Raw genomic sequence first — 17071 nt, forward strand, 5'->3', positions numbered from 1 at the left:
GCGTCGACGTCCTCCGGGGTGAGCCCCGCGGCGGCGAGCGCCTTGCGGATCACCCGCTGCTGCGAGGGGCCGTTCGGGGCGGTCAGGCCGTTGGAGGCGCCGTCCTGGTTGACCGCGCTGCCCCGGATCACCGCGAGCACCCGGTGGCCCTTGCGCTGGGCCTCCGAGAGACGCTCCAGGACGACGACGCCCGCGCCCTCGGCCCAGCCCGTGCCGTCGGCCGAGTCCGCGTACGACTTGCAGCGGCCGTCGGCCGCGAGGCCGCGCTGGCGGGAGAAGTCGACGAACGTGTGCGGGGTGGCCATGACGGTGGCGCCGCCCGCCAGGGCCATCGAGCACTCGCCGCGCCGCAGGGCCTGCGCGGCGAGGTGGATGGCGACCAGGGAGGAGGAGCAGGCCGTGTCGACGGTCACGGCCGGGCCCTCGAAGCCGAACACGTAGGAGATGCGGCCGGAGGCGACGCTGCCGGCGCCGCCCGTTCCGGCGTAACCCTCCAGTTCCGGCGGCAGGTTCCCGCCGAAGAAGTAGTCGACGCCCATGATGCCGTTGAAGACGCCGACGTCCGCGCCTTTCAGCGAGAGCGGGTCGATACCGGCCTGTTCCAGTGCTTCCCACGAGGTTTCCAGCAGCAGTCGCTGCTGGGGGTCCATCGCGAGGGCCTCACGGGGTGAGACACCGAAGAACTCGGCGTCGAACAGGCCGGCATCGCGCAGGAATCCGCCCTGGCGGGCATAGGTGGTGCCCGCCTTGTCGGGGTCGTCGTCGAACAGCGCGTCCAGGTCCCAGCCGCGGTCGGCGGGGAAGTCGGACACGGCGTCGCGGCCCTCGGCGACCAGGCGCCACAGCTCCTCCGGCGTCGTCACGCCGCCCGGCAGCCGGCATGCCATACCGACGATCGCGACCGGCTCGTCCGCGTTCCGCCGGACCTGCCGGCGCAGGTCGTGCAGTTCGGTCGTGACACGCTTGAGGTACTTGAGGAGTTCCTGCTCTGTGGCCATCTTCCATTCCTCACCGAGGGTTTGACGGTCCGCGAAAACGTGACGGTCAGACGATTCCGAGTTCGTCGTTGATGAAGTCGAGGACCTCATCGGCGGAGGCGGATTCCAGTTGTTCCGCCACGGCGGACCCCTGTGCTTCCTCGTCCGCTCCGTTGCACTTCGCGACCAGGCCCTGGAGGCGAAGCACGATGTCGGCCTTCTTGGACTCGTCGGAAAGCAGTCCGGCGATCAGTGACTCGATGTCTTCGATCTTTTCGTGCACCAGCGACAGGGCGTCGTGGGATGTGCCCAGTTCCGCGTGGAGGTGGCGGGCCAGAGCGAGCGGGTTCGGGTAGTCGAACACGACCGTGGCGGCGAGCTTGAGGCCGGTGGTCTCCCGGAGCCGGTTGCGCAGTTCCACGGAGGTGAGCGAGTCGAACCCGGCGTCCTTGAACGCCGTCTCGGGGCCGACGTGCTCCGCCCCGGCGTGACCGAGGACGGTGGCGACATGGCCGCGGACGAGGTCCAGGAGCAGGGCCTCCTGCTCGGCCGGGTCGAGCCCGGCGAGCCGGCGGGTGAGTCCGCCGGTGTGGTCGCCGGCCGTGGCGCGGACCGGCTGGCGGCCGGTGCGGACCAGGCCGCGCAGCAGGGGCTGCACGGGGCGGCCCGCCGCCGCGTCGGCACGCAGGGCCCGCAGGTCCAGCTTGATGGGGACGAGGAGGGCTTCGCCGGTGTCCAGGGCGGCGTCGAGGAGACGCATGCCCTCGGCGGGGCCGATGGGCAGGACGCCGCCGCGGCTCATCCGGGCCTGGTCGGCCGCGCCCAGGTGGGCCGTCATGCCGCTGGTCTGCTCCCACAGGCCCCAGGCCAGCGAGGTGGCGGGCAGTCCGGCCGCCCGGCGCTGGTGGGCGACCGCGTCGAGGTAGGCGTTGGCCGCCGCGTAGTTGCCCTGGCCGGCCGAGCCGAACAGGCCGGACGCGGAGGAGAAGACGGCGAAGACCGTCAGGTCCAGGGTGCGGGTCAGCTCGTCCAGGTGCCGTACGGCGCTGACCTTGGGGGCGAACACCCCGGCGAGGCGTTCGGGGGTGAGGGCGCTGATCACGCCGTCGTCCAGGGTTCCGGCCGTGTGCACCACACCGGTGAGCGGATGCTCCGCCGGGACGGACTCCAGCAGCCGCGCCACCGCCGTCCGGTCGGACACGTCGCAGGCCACGAGGGACACGGACTCGGCACCCAGCTCCGACAACCCGGCCGCCAGCTCCGCGGCCCCCTCCGCCTCCCCGCCCCGCCTGCTGGCCAGGACGAGATGCCGCACCCCGTGCCGCTCCACCAGATGCCGCGCCACCAGCGCACCCAGCGAACCGGTACCACCCGTCACCAGCACCGTGCCCCCGGCACGGAACTCCACCGTCGACTCGCTCTCCGCCGCCCGCACCAGACGCGGCACCGACAGCGCCGCACCGCGGACCGCGAGCTGGGCCTCGCCGGTGGCGAGGACGGGGGCGACGAGGTCGTCGGCGGGGGCGTCGGTGGCCGGGTCGAGGTCGAGGAGGACGATCCGGCCGGGGTTCTCGGCCTGGGCCGCCCGGACCAGACCCCAGACCGCGGCTCCGGCCGCGTCGGTCAGTGCTGCGGCGCCGCCCGCGGGCACCGCGCCCCGGGTCACCACCAGCAGCCGCGCGTCCTCGAACTCCTCGTCGGCGAGCCACGCCTGGACGACCTCCAGGGCGGCGGCGGTCCGGGCGAGGGCCTCCTCGTCGCCGTCCGCGGAGCCCGCCAGCTCCAGGACGGCGGCCTCGGGGACGTCGCCCTTCAGCGCGGTCACCTCGGCGGCGGTGGCGACCCGCGGCCACACGGCTGCCGGCTCCGTCGTCCCGGCGGGTGCGGGGAGTTCGGTCCAGGCGACGCCGAACAGGGCGTCGCGGCCCTCGTCGGCGGTCGCGGCGGCGTCGAGCTGCTCGACGTCCACCGGGCGGAAGGTCACCGAGTCGACGCTGAGGACGAGTCCGCCGTTGTCGTCGGCCGCGACCAGGGACAGCACGTCGGTGCCGCGCGGTGCGATCCGCACCCGCAGGGAGGCGGCGCCGGCCGCGTGCAGGACCAGTCCGTTCCAGGCGAACGGCAGGACGTTGTGGCCGTCGTCGGGCTGGGCGAAGGCGTCCGTGTGCAGAGCCGCGTCCAGCAGGGCGGGGTGGAGGCCGAAGCGGGCCGCTTCGTCGCGCTGCTCGTCCGGCAGGGCGACCTCGGCGAAGATCTCCTCGCCCCGCCGCCACACCGCGCGCAGGCCCTGGAAGGCGGGGCCGTACGCGTAGCCGTGGCCGAGCAGGGTCTCGTAGAAGGAGTCGATGTCGAGGTCGACGGGTTCGGCGCCGGCCGGGGGCCAGACCGTGGTGTCGAAGGCGGGGGTGTCCGCGGCCGACGCGGTCAGGGTGCCGGTGGCGTGGCGGGTCCAGGTGTCGGTGCCGATCTCGCCGGCGGTGTTCTCGCGGGCCGAGTAGATCGACACGGTCCGCAGGCCGTCCGCGTCCGGTCCGCCGACGGCGACCTGGACCCGGACGCCGCCCTGTGCGGGGACGACGAGGGGGGCCTCGATGACGAGTTCGTCCAGTGTTCCGCAGCCGGCCTCGTCACCGGCGCGGACGGCGAGTTCGACCAGTCCGGTGCCGGGTACCAGGACGACTCCGCCTACGGCGTGGTCGGCCAGCCAGGGGTGGGTGCGCAGGGAGAGCCGGGAGGTGCACAGGAGGCCGCCGGTCTCGGGTACCTCCACCACGGCGCCGAGCAGCGGGTGGTCGGCCGTGCTCTGGCCGAGCGCGACCGCGTCGGTGGCGGGGGTCGTGCGCAGCCAGTAGTGCTGGTACTCGAAGGCGTACGTCGGCAGGTCCACCCGGGCCTCGGTGGCGCGCTCGGGGAGGACGGCCGCCCAGTCGACCCGCGCGCCGCGGACGAACAGTTCGGCGACGGACAGCAGGAGCGTCTGGGCTTCGCCGCGGTCGTCGCGCAGGGCCGGGACGCTGACCGCGTCCTCGCCGGCCGACTCCGCGATCGCGCCGGCCAGCGCGCCGCCGGGGCCGAGCTCCAGGAAGACGGAGCCGCCCGTGGCGCTGATCCCCTCCGCGAAGCGGACCGGTCGGCGGACGTGGTCGACCCAGTAGGCGGGGTCCGTCAGCCGGCCCGGCTCGGCCAGCCGGCCCGTCACGTTGGACACCACGGGGAGGGTCGGCTCGTTCCAGGTCAGGCCGGACAGGGCCGCGGTGAACTCGGCCAGCATCGGTTCCATCAGCGCCGAGTGGAAGGCGTGGGAGACGGTGAGCCGCTTGGTCCGGCGGCCCTGCTCGCGCAGTTTCTCCACCACGGCCGTGACGGCGCCCTCGTCGCCCGAGAGGACCACCGAGCCGGGTGCGTTGACCGCCGCGAGGTCGACGCCCGCGCCGAGGTACTCCTCGATCTCCGCCTCGGTGGCGGCGACGGCGACCATCGCGCCGCCCGGTGCCAGGGCCTGCATCAGCCGTCCGCGCGCGGCGACCAGGGCCGCCGCGTCCGTCAGCGACAGCACTCCGGCGACGTGGGCGGCGACGACCTCGCCGATGGAGTGTCCGGCCACGATGTCCGGCCGTACGCCCCAGGACTCGACGAGCCGGAACAGCGCCGTCTCCACCGCGAACAGTCCGGCCTGGGTGAACACCGTCTGGTCGAGCAGGCCGCCGCCGGCGTTGCCGACGTCGCCGAAGACGACGTCCTTGACGGGGTGGTCCGCCCAGCCGGACAGCCGCGCGTCGAGTGCGGCGCACGCCTCGTCCAGCGCGTCGGCGAACACCGGGTAGCGGTCGTACAGTTCGCGGCCCATGCCCAGGCGCTGCGAGCCCTGGCCGGGGAAGACGAACACCGTGCCGCCGGTGCTCTCCGAGCCGGTGACCACGATCGGCGACGATTCTCCCGCGGCCAGCGCGGCCAGTCCGGTCACCGCCTCCTCGCGTGAGCCGGCGACGACCACGGCCCGTTCGGACAGCATGGCCCGCCGGGCGACGAGCGCGCCCGCGACGGCCGTCGGCGAGGCGTCGGTCCGGTCGATGAACTCGGCCAGCCGGCCCGCCTGTCCGGCGAGCGCGGCGGTGCCGCGCGCCGACACCACCACCGGCAGCACACCGTCGGCCGGGGCCACCGGCGTCGCGGCCGGCTCCTCGGGGGCCTGCTCCAGGATGACGTGGGCGTTGGTGCCACTGACGCCGAACGCGGAGACACCGGCGCGGCGCGGACGGTCGGCCTGCGGCCAGGGCCGGGCCTCGGTGAGGACCTCCACCGCACCGGTCGACCAGTCGACCTCGGTCGACGGCTGGTCGACGTGGAGGGTGGGGGGCAGCACCGCGTGCCGCAGCGCCTCCACGGTCTTGATGACACCGGCGACACCGGCGGCGGCCTGGGCGTGCCCGATGTTGGACTTCACCGAGCCGATCCACAGCGGCTCCTCGCGGTCCTGGCCGTAGGTGGCGAGCAGGGCCTGCGCCTCGATCGGGTCGCCGAGGACGGTGCCCGTGCCGTGCGCCTCGACGGCGTCCACCTCGGACACCGACAGACCCGCGCTGGCCAGCGCCTTGCGGATCACCCGCTGCTGGGACGGGCCGTTGGGGGCGGTCAGGCCGTTGGAGGCGCCGTCCTGGTTGACCGCGCTGCCCCGGACGACCGCGAGCACCTGGTGGCCCTTGCGGCGGGCCTCCGAGAGGCGTTCCAGGACGATGACGCCCGCGCCCTCGGCCCAGCCGGTGCCGTCGGCGGACGAGGAGAAGGCCTTGCACCGGCCGTCGGGCGAGAGGGCCTGCTGCCGGGAGAACTCCACGAACGTGTACGGGTTGGCGAGGATGGTCGCACCGCCGGCGAGCGCCATGGTGCACTCGCCGTTGCGCAGGGCCTGCGCGGCGAGGTGGATGGCGACCAGGGAGGAGGAGCAGGCCGTGTCCACGGTCACCGCGGGGCCTTCGAGGCCGAAGACGTACGACACCCGGCCGGAGGCCACGCTGCCGGCGGAGCCGGTCGCCGTGAACCCGGCGAGTTCCGGCGGCAGTTCGCCGCCGAAGCCGTAGCCCTGGGTCATCACACCGGAGAACACGCCGACGTCCGTGCCCTTCAGCGCGAGAGGGTCGATGCCCGCCCGCTCCAGCGCCTCCCAGGAGGTCTCCAGCAGCAGCCGCTGCTGCGGGTCCATGGCCAGCGCCTCACGCGGCGAGATCCCGAAGAAGCCCGGGTCGAAGAGACCGGCGTCGTAGAGGAAGCCGCCCTGGTCCACGTACGACGTGCCGACGCGTCCGGGGTCGGAGTCGAACAGGCCCTCCAGGTCCCAGCCGCGGTCGGACGGGAAGCCGGACATCGCGTCCCGGCCCTCGGAGACCAGTTCCCAGAGGCCCTCGGGGCTGGTGACCCCGCCGGGCAGCCGGCAGGCCATGCCGACGATCGCGATCGGCTCGCCGGGGTCGGCCGTGGCGACGGCCGGTGCCGGGGTGGCCGGGGCGGCGGTGACGTGGCCGAAGTGACCGTGCAGGTGGCGGGCGAGGGCCAGGGGGGTCGGGTAGTCGAAGACGACGGTCGTGGGCAGGCTCAGGCCGGTGGCCTCACGGATGCGGTTGCGCAGCTCGACGGAGGTGAGGGAGTCGAACCCGGCGTCCTTGAACGCCTTCTCGGCCCGGACCTGGTCGGCGCCGGCGTGGCCGAGGACGGTGGCGACCTGGCCGCGGACGACGTCCAGCAGCAGCGCTTCCTGCTCGGCCGGGTCGAGTCCGGCGAGCCGGTCGGCCAGTCCGCCGCCGCCACCGGCCGCGGCGGCCGTCCGGGCGGCCTGCCGGGTGACCCGGATCAGGCCGCGCATCAGGGGCTGCACGGTGCCGCCGGAGGCGGCGTCGGCGCGGGCGGCCCGCAGGTCCAGCTTGATCGGGACGACGAGGGCCTGGTCGGCGCCGAGGGCCGTGTCGAAGAGGGCCAGGCCCTCGGCGGGGGTGAGGGCGCGGACGCCGCCGCGGCCCATGCGGGCCTGGTCGGTCTCGCTGAGGTGCGCCGTCAGACCGGTGCTCTGCTCCCACAGGCCCCAGGCCAGGGACACGGCCGGCAGACCGGCGGCGCGGCGGCGGGCCATCAGGCCGTCGAGGTAGGCGTTGGCCGCCGCGTAGTTGCCCTGGCCGGCCGAGCCGAACAGGCCGGCGCCGGAGGAGTAGACGGCGAAGACCGTCAGGTCCAGGTCGCGGGTCAGCTCGTCCAGGTGGGCGGCGGCGTTCGCCTTCGGGCCGAAGACACCGGCCATGCGTTCGGGGGTGAGGGCGCTGATCACGCCGTCGTCCAGGGTTCCGGCCGTGTGCACCACACCGGTGAGCGGATGCTCCGCCGGGACGGACTCCAGCAGCCGCGCCACCGCCGTCCGGTCGGACACGTCGCAGGCCACGAGGGACACGGACTCGGCACCCAGCTCCGACAACCCGGCCGCCAGCTCCGCGGCCCCCTCCGCCTCCCCGCCCCGCCTGCTGGCCAGGACGAGATGCCGCACCCCGTGCCGCTCCACCAGATGCCGCGCCACCAGCGCACCCAGCGAACCGGTACCACCCGTCACCAGCACCGTGCCCCCGGCACGGAACTCCACCGTCGGCCCGTCCTCCGCCGCCCGCACCAGACGCGGCACCGACAGCGCCGCACCGCGCACGGCGACCTGTGGTTCGCCGGCGGCCAGGACCGTGGCGAGCAGCGGCTCGACGGCGGTGCCGTAGGCGATGTCCAGGTCGGTGTCGGTGTCGATGAGGACGATCCGGCCGGGGTTCTCGGCCTGGGCCGCCCGGACCAGACCCCAGACCGCGGCTCCGGCCGGGTCCGTCACGGCGCTGTCACCGCCGGCGGGCACGGCCCCCCGGGTCAGCACCACCAGCCGGGACTCCTCCAGGCTGGGTGCGGCGAACCACGCCTGGAGCATGGCCAGCACCCGCTCGGTCCCGGACAGGGCGCCGTCGGCGGTGCCGTCGGCGGTGCCGTCGGCGGTGCCGTCGGCGGTGACCGCCTCGACCACGGCGACCAGGGGGCCGGTGGCGGCGCCGGCGAGGATCTCGACCTCGTCCGCGTGGAACAGCGGCACCCACTGCGGCGCCTGCTCCGTCTCGGCGGCGGGCGCGGGCAGTTCCGTCCAGTCGACGCGGTACAGGGAGTGGCCGCTGTCGCCGGTGACCGCCGTCAGCTGGTCGGCGGAGACCGGCAGGAAGCCCAGGGCGTCCATGGTGAGGACGAGACCGCCGGCCTCGTCGGCCGCTTCCAGCGCGAGCCGGCCGGATCCGGACGGAGCGAGCCGCACCCGGAGCGTGGTCGCGCCGGTGGCGTGCAGCGTCAGCCCCTGCCATTCGGCGGGCTGCCACAGCCGCTGCCCGCTGCCGTCCTGGTCGGCCGTGGCCGCGTGCCGCAGCCCGGACTGCACGGCGGCGTCGAGCAGCGCGGGGTGGATGCCGAACCGCTCGGCGCCCGCGCGCTGCTCCTCGGGCAGGGCGACCTCGGCGAAGACCTCGTCACCGCGCCGCCACAGCGCCCGTACGCCCCGGAAGGCGGGGCCGAAGGGGTGGCCGAGGCGGAGCAGGTCGGCGTACAGCTCGTCGGCGTCGGCCGGGCGGGCGCCGGTGGGCGGCCACACGGTCAGGTCGGCACTCGATCCGGGGGTGGTGAGCGGGGCGGGCGACAGCCGTCCGGTGGCGTGCCGGGTCCAGGCGGCGCTCTCGGCGGCCTCTCCGGCCGCGTAGACGTCGACGGTGCGCGCACCCGTATCGTCGGGGCCGCCGACGGCGACCTGGACGCGTATGCCGCCTTCCTCGGGCAGTACCAGCGGTGTCTCGACGGTCAGCTCGTCCAGACCGGCGGTGCCGGCCTCGTCGCCGGCGCGCAGGGCCAGTTCGACGAGGACGGTGGCCGGGACGACGACCGCTCCGCCGACGACATGGTCGGCGAGCCAGGGGTGGGTGCGCGGGGAGAGGCGGGAGGTGAAGACCAGCCCGTCGGACTGGGGCAGCGGGACGACCGCGCCCAGCAGGGGGTGGTCGGCGGCGGCCTGTCCGAGCGAGGCCGCGTCGGCCGCGGGGGCGGTCTTCAGCCAGTAGTGGCGGTGGTCGAAGGCGTACGTGGGAAGGTCCACGTGGGTGTCCCCGGCGCCCTCGGGCAGTACGCCGGTCCAGTCGACGGCGACTCCCTGGACGAACACCTCGGCCATCGACGTCAACAGCCTTCGCAGTCCGCCTTCTTCGCGACGCAGCGAGCCGGTGGCCACCGCGTCCGCGCGCGTCTCGTCGACGATCTCGTTGATCGGCTGGACGAGGACGGGGTGGGCGCTGGACTCGATGAAGACCGTGTGGCCCTCGGCCAGGAGGGTGGCGACGGCCGGGCCGAAACGGACCTGGCCGCGCAGGTTGCGGTACCAGTAGCCGCCGTCGAGCACGCCCGCCTCGCGGACCCATTCGCTGGTGACCGTGGAGAAGAACGGCACGAGCGGGGCCTGGCTGCGGATGTCCGCGAACTCGTGCGCCAACGCCTCCTCGATGGCCTCGACATGGCGGGTGTGGGAGGCGTAGTCCACCGCGACGCGGCGGACCCGTACGCCGTCGGCCTCCAGTGCCGCCAGCGCCTCGTCCAGCGCCTCGGCGTCACCCGCGATCACCGCGGACGACGGACTGTTGACGGCGGCGACCTCGACGCGCCCGTCCCAGGCGGTGATCCGGTCGGCCGCCTCGGCCTCGGACAACGCCACCGACGCCATACCGCCCCGGCCCGCCAGCTGCCCGGCGATCACCTGGCTGCGGACGGCCACGATCCGCGCCGCGTCCTCCAGGGACAGCGCACCGGCCACACACGCGGCCGCGATCTCACCCTGCGAGTGACCCACCACCGCGTCCGGTACGACGCCCACGGATGCCCAGAGAGCGGCCACGCCGATCATCACCGCGAAGCTCGCCGGCTGCACCACGTCGACCCGGCCCATCAGGTCGGCGTCACCACGCAGGACGGCCTTCAGGTCCCATTCCACCCACGGCTCCAGGGCCCGGGCGCACTCCTCGATCCGCTCCGCGAACACGGGCGAGGACTCCAGCAGCTCCCGGCCCATCCCCAGCCACTGCGAACCCTGACCGGGGAACACCAGCACCGTCCGCCCGGACGCACCCGAGGCACCGCTCACCAGACCGGCGGCCGACTCACCCCGGGCCAGCGCGGCCAGCCCCGCCACCGCCTCGTCCCGCGAGCCGGCGACGACCACGGCCCGTTCGGACAGCGCCGCCCGGCGCGTCACCAGGGAGCCCGCGATCTCCGCGAGCGACACCCCCGTGTCGCCGACGAAGGCCGCCAGCCGCTCCGCCTGACCCGCCAGCGCCCCTTCCGAGGCCGCCGACACCACCAGCGGCACGGGGCCGTCGACCGGGGCCGCCGGCTCCGCGGCGGGCTCCTCGGGGGCCTGCTCCAGGATGAGGTGGGCGTTGGTGCCGCTGATGCCGAAGGAGGAGACACCCGCGCGGCGCGGGCGGCCGGACTCCGGCCACTGCCGTTCCTCGGTCAGCAGCTCGACGGAACCGGCGGACCAGTCGACCTGCGGGGTCGGCTCGGTGACGTTCAGGGTCGGGGGCAGGACGCCGTGCCGCAGCGCCTCCACCATCTTGATCACACCGGCGACACCGGCGGCGGCCTGCGTGTGCCCGATGTTGGACTTCAACGAGCCGAGCCACAGGGGGGCTTCACGGTCGCGTCCGTAGGTGGCGAGGAGGGCCTGTGCCTCGATCGGGTCGCCCAGTGCCGTACCCGTGCCGTGCGCCTCCACCGCGTCCACGTCCGAGGCGGCCAGCCCGGCCGCCGCCAGCGCCCGGCGGATCACCCGCTGCTGCGAGGGGCCGTTGGGAGCCGTCAGGCCGTTGGACGCGCCGTCCTGGTTGACCGCGCTGCCCCGGACCACCGCCAGCACCTGGTGCCCGTTGCGGCGGGCCTCCGACAGGCGCTCCAGGACGACGATGCCGACGCCCTCGGACAGGATGGTGCCGTCGGCGCCCGCCGAGAATGCCTTGACCTTGCCGTCGGCGGCGAGACCCCGCTGGCGGGACATGCCGAGCACGCCGATGGGCGAGCCCATCACGGCGACACCGCCGGCCAGGGCGAGGGAGCACTCGCCGCTCCGCAGCGCCTGGGCCGCGAGGTGCATGGCGACCAGGGAGGAGGAGCAGGCGGTGTCCACGGTCACCGCGGGACCCTCGAAGCCGAACACGTACGACACCCGGCCCGAGGCCACGCTGCCCGCGGTCGCGGTGGTGACGTAGCCCTCCAGCTCGGGAGGCATGTTGCTGAGGGACTCCAGGTAGTCGTGGATGGAGACACCGGAGAAGACACCGATGTTCGCGCCCCGGGTGGCGTTCGGGTCGATGCCGGCGTTCTCCAGGGCCTCCCAGGTCGCCTCCAGCAGCAGCCGCTGCTGCGGGTCCATCGCCAGGGCCTCGCGGGGCGAGATCCCGAAGAACTCGGCGTCGAACTCCGCGGCGCTGTGCAGGAATCCGCTCTTGTGGACGTAGGAGGTGCCGGCCTTGTCGGGGTCGGCGTCGAACAGCTCGTCCAGGTTCCAGCCGCGGTCGTCGGGGAACTCCGTGATGCCGTCGCGGCGTTCGCTCACGAGCCGCCACAGGCCGGCCGGGTCGGTGACGCCGCCGGGCAGCCGGCAGGCCATGCCGACGATCGCGATCGGCTCGTCCGGGTCGGTCGCCACCACGGTGGGGGCGGCGGCGCCGGCCGCGCTCTCGCCGAGTTCCTCCCGCAGGTGGCGGGCGAGTGCCACCGGGGTGGGGTAGTCGAAGATGAGCGTGGCGGGCAGCTTGACGCCGGTGGCCGCGGAGAGCCGGTTGCGCAATTCGATCGCGGTGAGCGAGTCGAAGCCGATGTCGCCGAAACCGCGGGTGCCCTGGGCGAGTTCGGGTCCGCTGAAGCCCAGGACGGCGGTGGCCTCGGCCTGGATGATGCCGAGCAGGACGGCTTCCTGCTCGGTCTCGGGCAGTCCGGCGAGGCGGCGCAGGAGCCCGCTGCCGTCGCCGGCCGCGGCCCGCGCGGAGCGCCGGCCGGCCCGGACCAGGCCGCGCAGCAGATGCGGCACGGTGCTGCCGGAGGCGGCGTCGGAGCGCAGGGCGCGCAGGTCCAGCTTGATCGGTACCAGCAGGGACCGGTCGGCGTGCAGCCCGGTGTCGAGGAGGGCGAGACCCTCGTCGGGGGTGAGGGCGAGGACACCGCCGCGGCTCATACGGGCCTGGTCGGTCTCGCTGAGGTGGGCGGTGAGGCCGGTGCTCTGCTCCCACAGGCCCCAGGCGAGGGAGACGCCGGGCAGGCCGGCCGCGCGGCGGTGGGCCATCAGGGCGTCCAGGTAGGCGTTGGCCGCCGCGTAGTTGCCCTGGCCCGCGGAGCCCAGCAGGGCGGCGGCGGAGGAGAAGACCACGAACGAGCGGAGTGCGGGCGCGAGTTCGCGGGTCAGTTCGTCCAGGTGCCGTACGGCGGTGGCCTTGGGGGCGAAGACCCCGGCGATGCGTTCCTCGGTCAGCGCGCTGATCACACCGTCGTCGAGGACGCCGGCGAGGTGCACCAGGCCGGTCAGCGGGTGCTCGGCCGGTACGGCACGCAGCAGCTCGGCGACCGCGTCCCGGTCGGAGACATCGCAGGCGACGACGGAGACGGCCGCTCCGAGGGAGGTGAGTTCGGCGCTCAGCGCGGCGCCGACGGCGTCGGGGCCGCGGCGGCCGGCCAGCACCAGATGGCGTACCCCGTGCCGTTCGACCAGGTGCCGGGCGACGAGCGAGCCGAGCGAGCCGGTGCCTCCGGTGATCAGGACGGTGCCGGCGGTGTCGAACGCGGCGGCGCGCTCGGTGCCGCCGGGCTCGGTGGCGGGCTCTTCGGTGCCGGCGGGCTCGGCGCGGACCAGGCGGGGCGCGGACAGGGCGGTGCCCCGCAGGGCGAGTTGCGGTTCGCCCGCGGCGAGGAGCTGGGCGAGGACCGGGCCGGCACCGGTGGCGGCGGCCGGGTCGAGGTCGACCAGGATCACCCGGTCGGGGTTCTCCGCCTGGGCGGCGCGGACCAGGCCCCAGACGGCGGCGCCGGCCGGGTCGGTGACCGCGGCGTCGCCGCCCGCGGCGACCGCGCCCCGGGTGGCCACGACCAGCCGGGCGGCTTCGAGTCCGGGCGCGGCCAGCCATGCCTGGAGCACGCGCAGGGCGCGGGCGGTCAGGGTCTGGGCGTCGGTGCCGTCGCTGTACGCGTCCAGGACGGCCGCGCCGGGGGCGCTCTCGCGGGCGGCGAGCGCGGTCACGTCGGCGGCGTCGGCGACGGGCACCCAGGTGGGCGCGGCCGTGACGTCCTCGGGTGCGGGCAGCTGCACCCAGTCGACGGCGAACAGGACGTCCTTGCTGCCGCCGGCCGCGGCGCCGAGCTGTTCGGCGGAGACCGGCAGGGACACCAGGGAGTCCATGGTCAGGACGAGGGCGCCGGTCTCGTCGGCGGCCTGGAAGGACAGGGCGTCGGGGCCGGCGGGCGCGACCCGTACGCGCAGGGCGGTGGCGCCTTCGGCGTGCAGGACGAGCCCGTTCCAGGCGAACGGCAGGACGTTGCGGTCGTCGTCCGGGTTGGCGAAGGCGTTGGTGTGCAGGGCGGCGTCGAGCAGGGCCGGGTGGATGGCGAACTTGTCGGCCTTCTCCCGGTGGTCCGGCGGCAGGGACGCCTCGGCGAAGAGTTCCTCACCGCGCCGCCACACTCCGCGCAGCCCCTGGAAGGCGGGGCCGTACGCGTAGCCGCGGGCGACGAGGGCGGTGTAGAAGTCGTCGATGCCGACGGGTTCGGCGCCGGGCGGCGGCCAGGCGGCGTAGTCGACGGCGGGTGTCGTGAACTGTGCGGGCGTGCCGGAGAGCAGGCCGGTGGCGTGCCGGGTCCACTCGCCCTGGCCGTCGTCGCCGGCGTTCTCGCGCAGCGAGTACACGTCCACGGTGCGGGAGCCGTTCGGGCTCGCGCCGCCGACGGCGACCTGGACGCGGACGCCGCCCTGTTCGGGCAGGACCAGGGGCGCCTCGATGACGAGTTCTTCGAGGGTGCCGCAGCCGAACTCGTCGCCGGCGCGGACCGCGAGGTCGACGTAGACGGTGCCGGGGACGATGACGACGCCCTGCATGGCGTGGTCGGCCAGCCAGGGGTGGGTGCGCAGGGAGAGGCGGGAGGTGAAGACCAGGCCGTCGGTCTGGGGCAGCGGGACGACCGCGCCGAGCAGCGGGTGCTCGCTGCCGGTCACGCCGAGGGAGGCGGCGTCGCCGCCGCTCGCGGTCAGCTGGATCCAGTAGTGGCGGCGGTCGAAGGCGTACGTCGGCAGGTCGACGTGGGCGGTGCGGGCGGCCTCGGGCAGGATGCCCTGCCAGTCGACGGCGACCCCGCCCGCGAAGACCTCCGCGACGGAGGTGATCAGGCGGCGCAGTCCGCCGTCGTCGCGGCGCAGGGAGCCGGTGACCACGGCGTCGGCGACGTCGGCGATCTCGCTGATGGGCTGCACGAGGACGGGGTGGGCGCTGGATTCGACGAAGACGGTGTGGCCCTCGGCGAGGAGGGTGGCGACGGCCGGGCCGAAGCGCACCTGCCGGCGCAGGTTGCGGTACCAGTAGTCGCCGTCCAGGACGCCGGCGTCGCGGACCCACTCGCCGGTGACGGTGGACAGGAAGGGGATGGCGGGGGCCGCGCCGCGGATGTCGGCGAAGGCCTCGGTCAGCGCCTCCTGCACGGTCTGGACGTGGCGGCTGTGCGAGGCGTAGTCGACGGCGATGCGCCGCACGCGCACCCCCTGGTCCTCCAGGGTGTCCAGGACCTCGTCGAGGGCTTCGGCGTCGCCGGCGATCACCACCGAGGAGGGGCCGTTGACGGCGGCCACCTCGACCCGGCCGGCCCACCGCTCCAGTCGGGCGGTGACGTCCTCCTCGGTCAGCGCGACGGACGCCATGCCGCCGAGCCCGGCGAGCCGGCCGCGGATGACCTGGCTGCGGACGGCGACGATACGGGCCGCGTCGTCCAGCGACAGGGCGCCGGCCACGCAGGCGGCGGCGATCTCGCCCTGCGAGTGGCCGACCACCGCGTCCGGTACGACGCCCACGGACGCCCAGACGGCGGCCAGGCCGACCGCGACGGCGAAGCTCGCGGGCTGGACGACGTCCACGCGGGTCAGCAGGTCGGCGTCGGCCTCGCCGCGCAGTACGGTTTCGAGGTCCCAGTCGACCCAGCGTTCCAGGGCCCGGGCGCACTCCTCGACGCGGGCGGCGAACACCGGGGAGGACTCCAGCAGTTCCCGGCCCATGCCGATCCACTGGGTGCCCTGCCCCGGGAAGACCAGGACGGTCTTGCCGGCGCCGGCCGCGGTGGCGACGCCCTGGACGGTGCCGGCGGCCTGCTCGTCGCGGGCGAGGGCGGTGAGCGCGGCCAGGGCCTCGTCCCGGGTCTCGGCGACCACCACGGCGCGCTCGCCCAGCACCGCGCGCCGGGTGGCGAGGGTGCCGGCGATGTCCGCGAGAGGGGTGTCCGCGGCGCTCTCCAGGAAGGCGGCGAGGCGGTCGGCCTGGCCGGCGAGGGAGGTGGCGGAGGCCGCCGACAGCACGAGGGGCAGCACCCCGGCCGGGGCCGTGGGCGTCGCTTCGGGCGTGTCGTCCTCGGGGGCCTGTTCCAGGATCAGGTGGGCGTTGGTGCCGCTGGCGCCGAACGAGGACACGCCGGCGCGGCGCGGGCGGTCGGTCTCGGGCCACTGCTGTGCCTCGGTGAGCAGCTCCACCGCACCGGCCGACCAGTCGACCTGGGGGGTGGGGGTGTCGATGTGCCGGGTGGCCGGCATCAGGCCGTGGCGCAGCGCCTGGACCATGTTGATGACGCCGGCGACGCCGGAGGCGGCCTGGGTGTGGCCGATGACGGACTTGACGGAGCCCAGTCGCAGCGGCTGTCCTGCGGGGCGGTCCTGGCCGTAGGTGGCGAGAATGGCCTGGGCCTCGATGGGGTCGCCGAGGACGGTGCCGGTGCCGTGGCCCTCCACCATGTCGACGTCGGCGGTGGTCAGTCCGGCGCCGGCCAGGGCCTTGCGGATGACGCGCTGCTGGGAGGGGCCGTTGGGTGCGGTGAGGCCGTTGGAGGCGCCGTCCTGGTTGACGGCCGAGCCGCGGATGACGGCCAGCACGCGGTGGCCGCGCTCGCGGGCCTGCGACAGGGTTTCGAGCAGGACGACGCCGACGCCCTCGGCCCAGCTGGAGCCGTCGGCCGCGGCGGCGTAGGACTTGCAGCGGCCGTCGAAGGCGAGGCCGCGCTGGCGGGCGAAGCCGACGAAGCCGCCGGGGGTGGACATCACGGTGGAGCCGCCGGCGAGCGCCATGGAGCACTCGCCGCGGCGCAGCGCCTGCATGGCGAGGTGGATGGCGACCAGGGAGGAGGAGCACATGGTGTCGACGGTGACCGCCGGCCCTTCCAGGCCGAGGGTGTAGGCGACGCGGCCGGAGGCGACACCGCCCGCGGTGCCCAGGGCCCGCTCCAGGCTGAGGAAGCCCTCGTGGCCGCTGAGGTCGGGGGCGTAGTCCTGGTGGACGATGCCGGCGAAGACACCCGTGTCGCTGCCGCGCACGGAGTGCGGGTCGATGCCGGCGCGTTCCAGGGTCTCCCAGGACACTTCGAGCAGCTGGCGCTGCTGCGGGTCCATGGCGAGGGCCTCGCGGGGCGAGATGCCGAAGAACGCGGCGTCGAACTCGCCCGCGTCGTGCAGGAAGGCGCCCTCGCGGACGTAGGTCGTGCCGGGGTTGTCCGGGTCGGGGTGGTAGAGGCCCTCCAGGTCCCAGCCGCGGTCCTCCGGGAACGTCGTGTAGACGTCGGTGCCGTCGGTCACCACGCGCCACAGGTCCTCGGGGGTGCGGATGCCCCCCGCGTACCGGCAGGCCATGGAGACGATGGCGATGGGCTCGGCAGCGACCGCCGCGAGTTTGCTGTTCTCCTGCTGCAGGCGCGCGTTCTCCTTGAGGGAGGCGCGCAGCGCGTTGACGATCTGGTCGTCCGGGCCCGACATATCCGTCCTCCGTGGTGCGTCC

The 17071-nt window shown here is 74.9% G+C and carries 2 protein-coding genes; both read right to left on the reverse strand.

Translation table 11 applies throughout. The features are described from left to right. Positions 1-998, reverse strand: a 998-nt coding sequence (locus ACZ7KF_RS07525; protein ID WP_471070044.1) for a beta-ketoacyl synthase N-terminal-like domain-containing protein, incomplete at its 3' end; no start/stop codon positions are given. Between the two features lie 46 nt (positions 999-1044). Then, positions 1045-17049: a type I polyketide synthase gene (locus ACZ7KF_RS07530; RefSeq protein WP_471070046.1), complete on the reverse strand. Its 16005-nt coding sequence runs from the start codon at positions 17047-17049 to the stop codon at positions 1045-1047. Positions 17050-17071 lie beyond the last annotated feature (22 nt).

It is taken from the genome of Streptomyces sp. NPDC038200 (assembly GCF_055600785.1).

Coding starts and splice junctions, on each gene's coding strand:
- ACZ7KF_RS07530 (WP_471070046.1), bottom strand. CDS start 17,049: ATGTCGGGCCCGGACGACCAGATCGTCAACGCGCTGCGCGCCTCCCTC.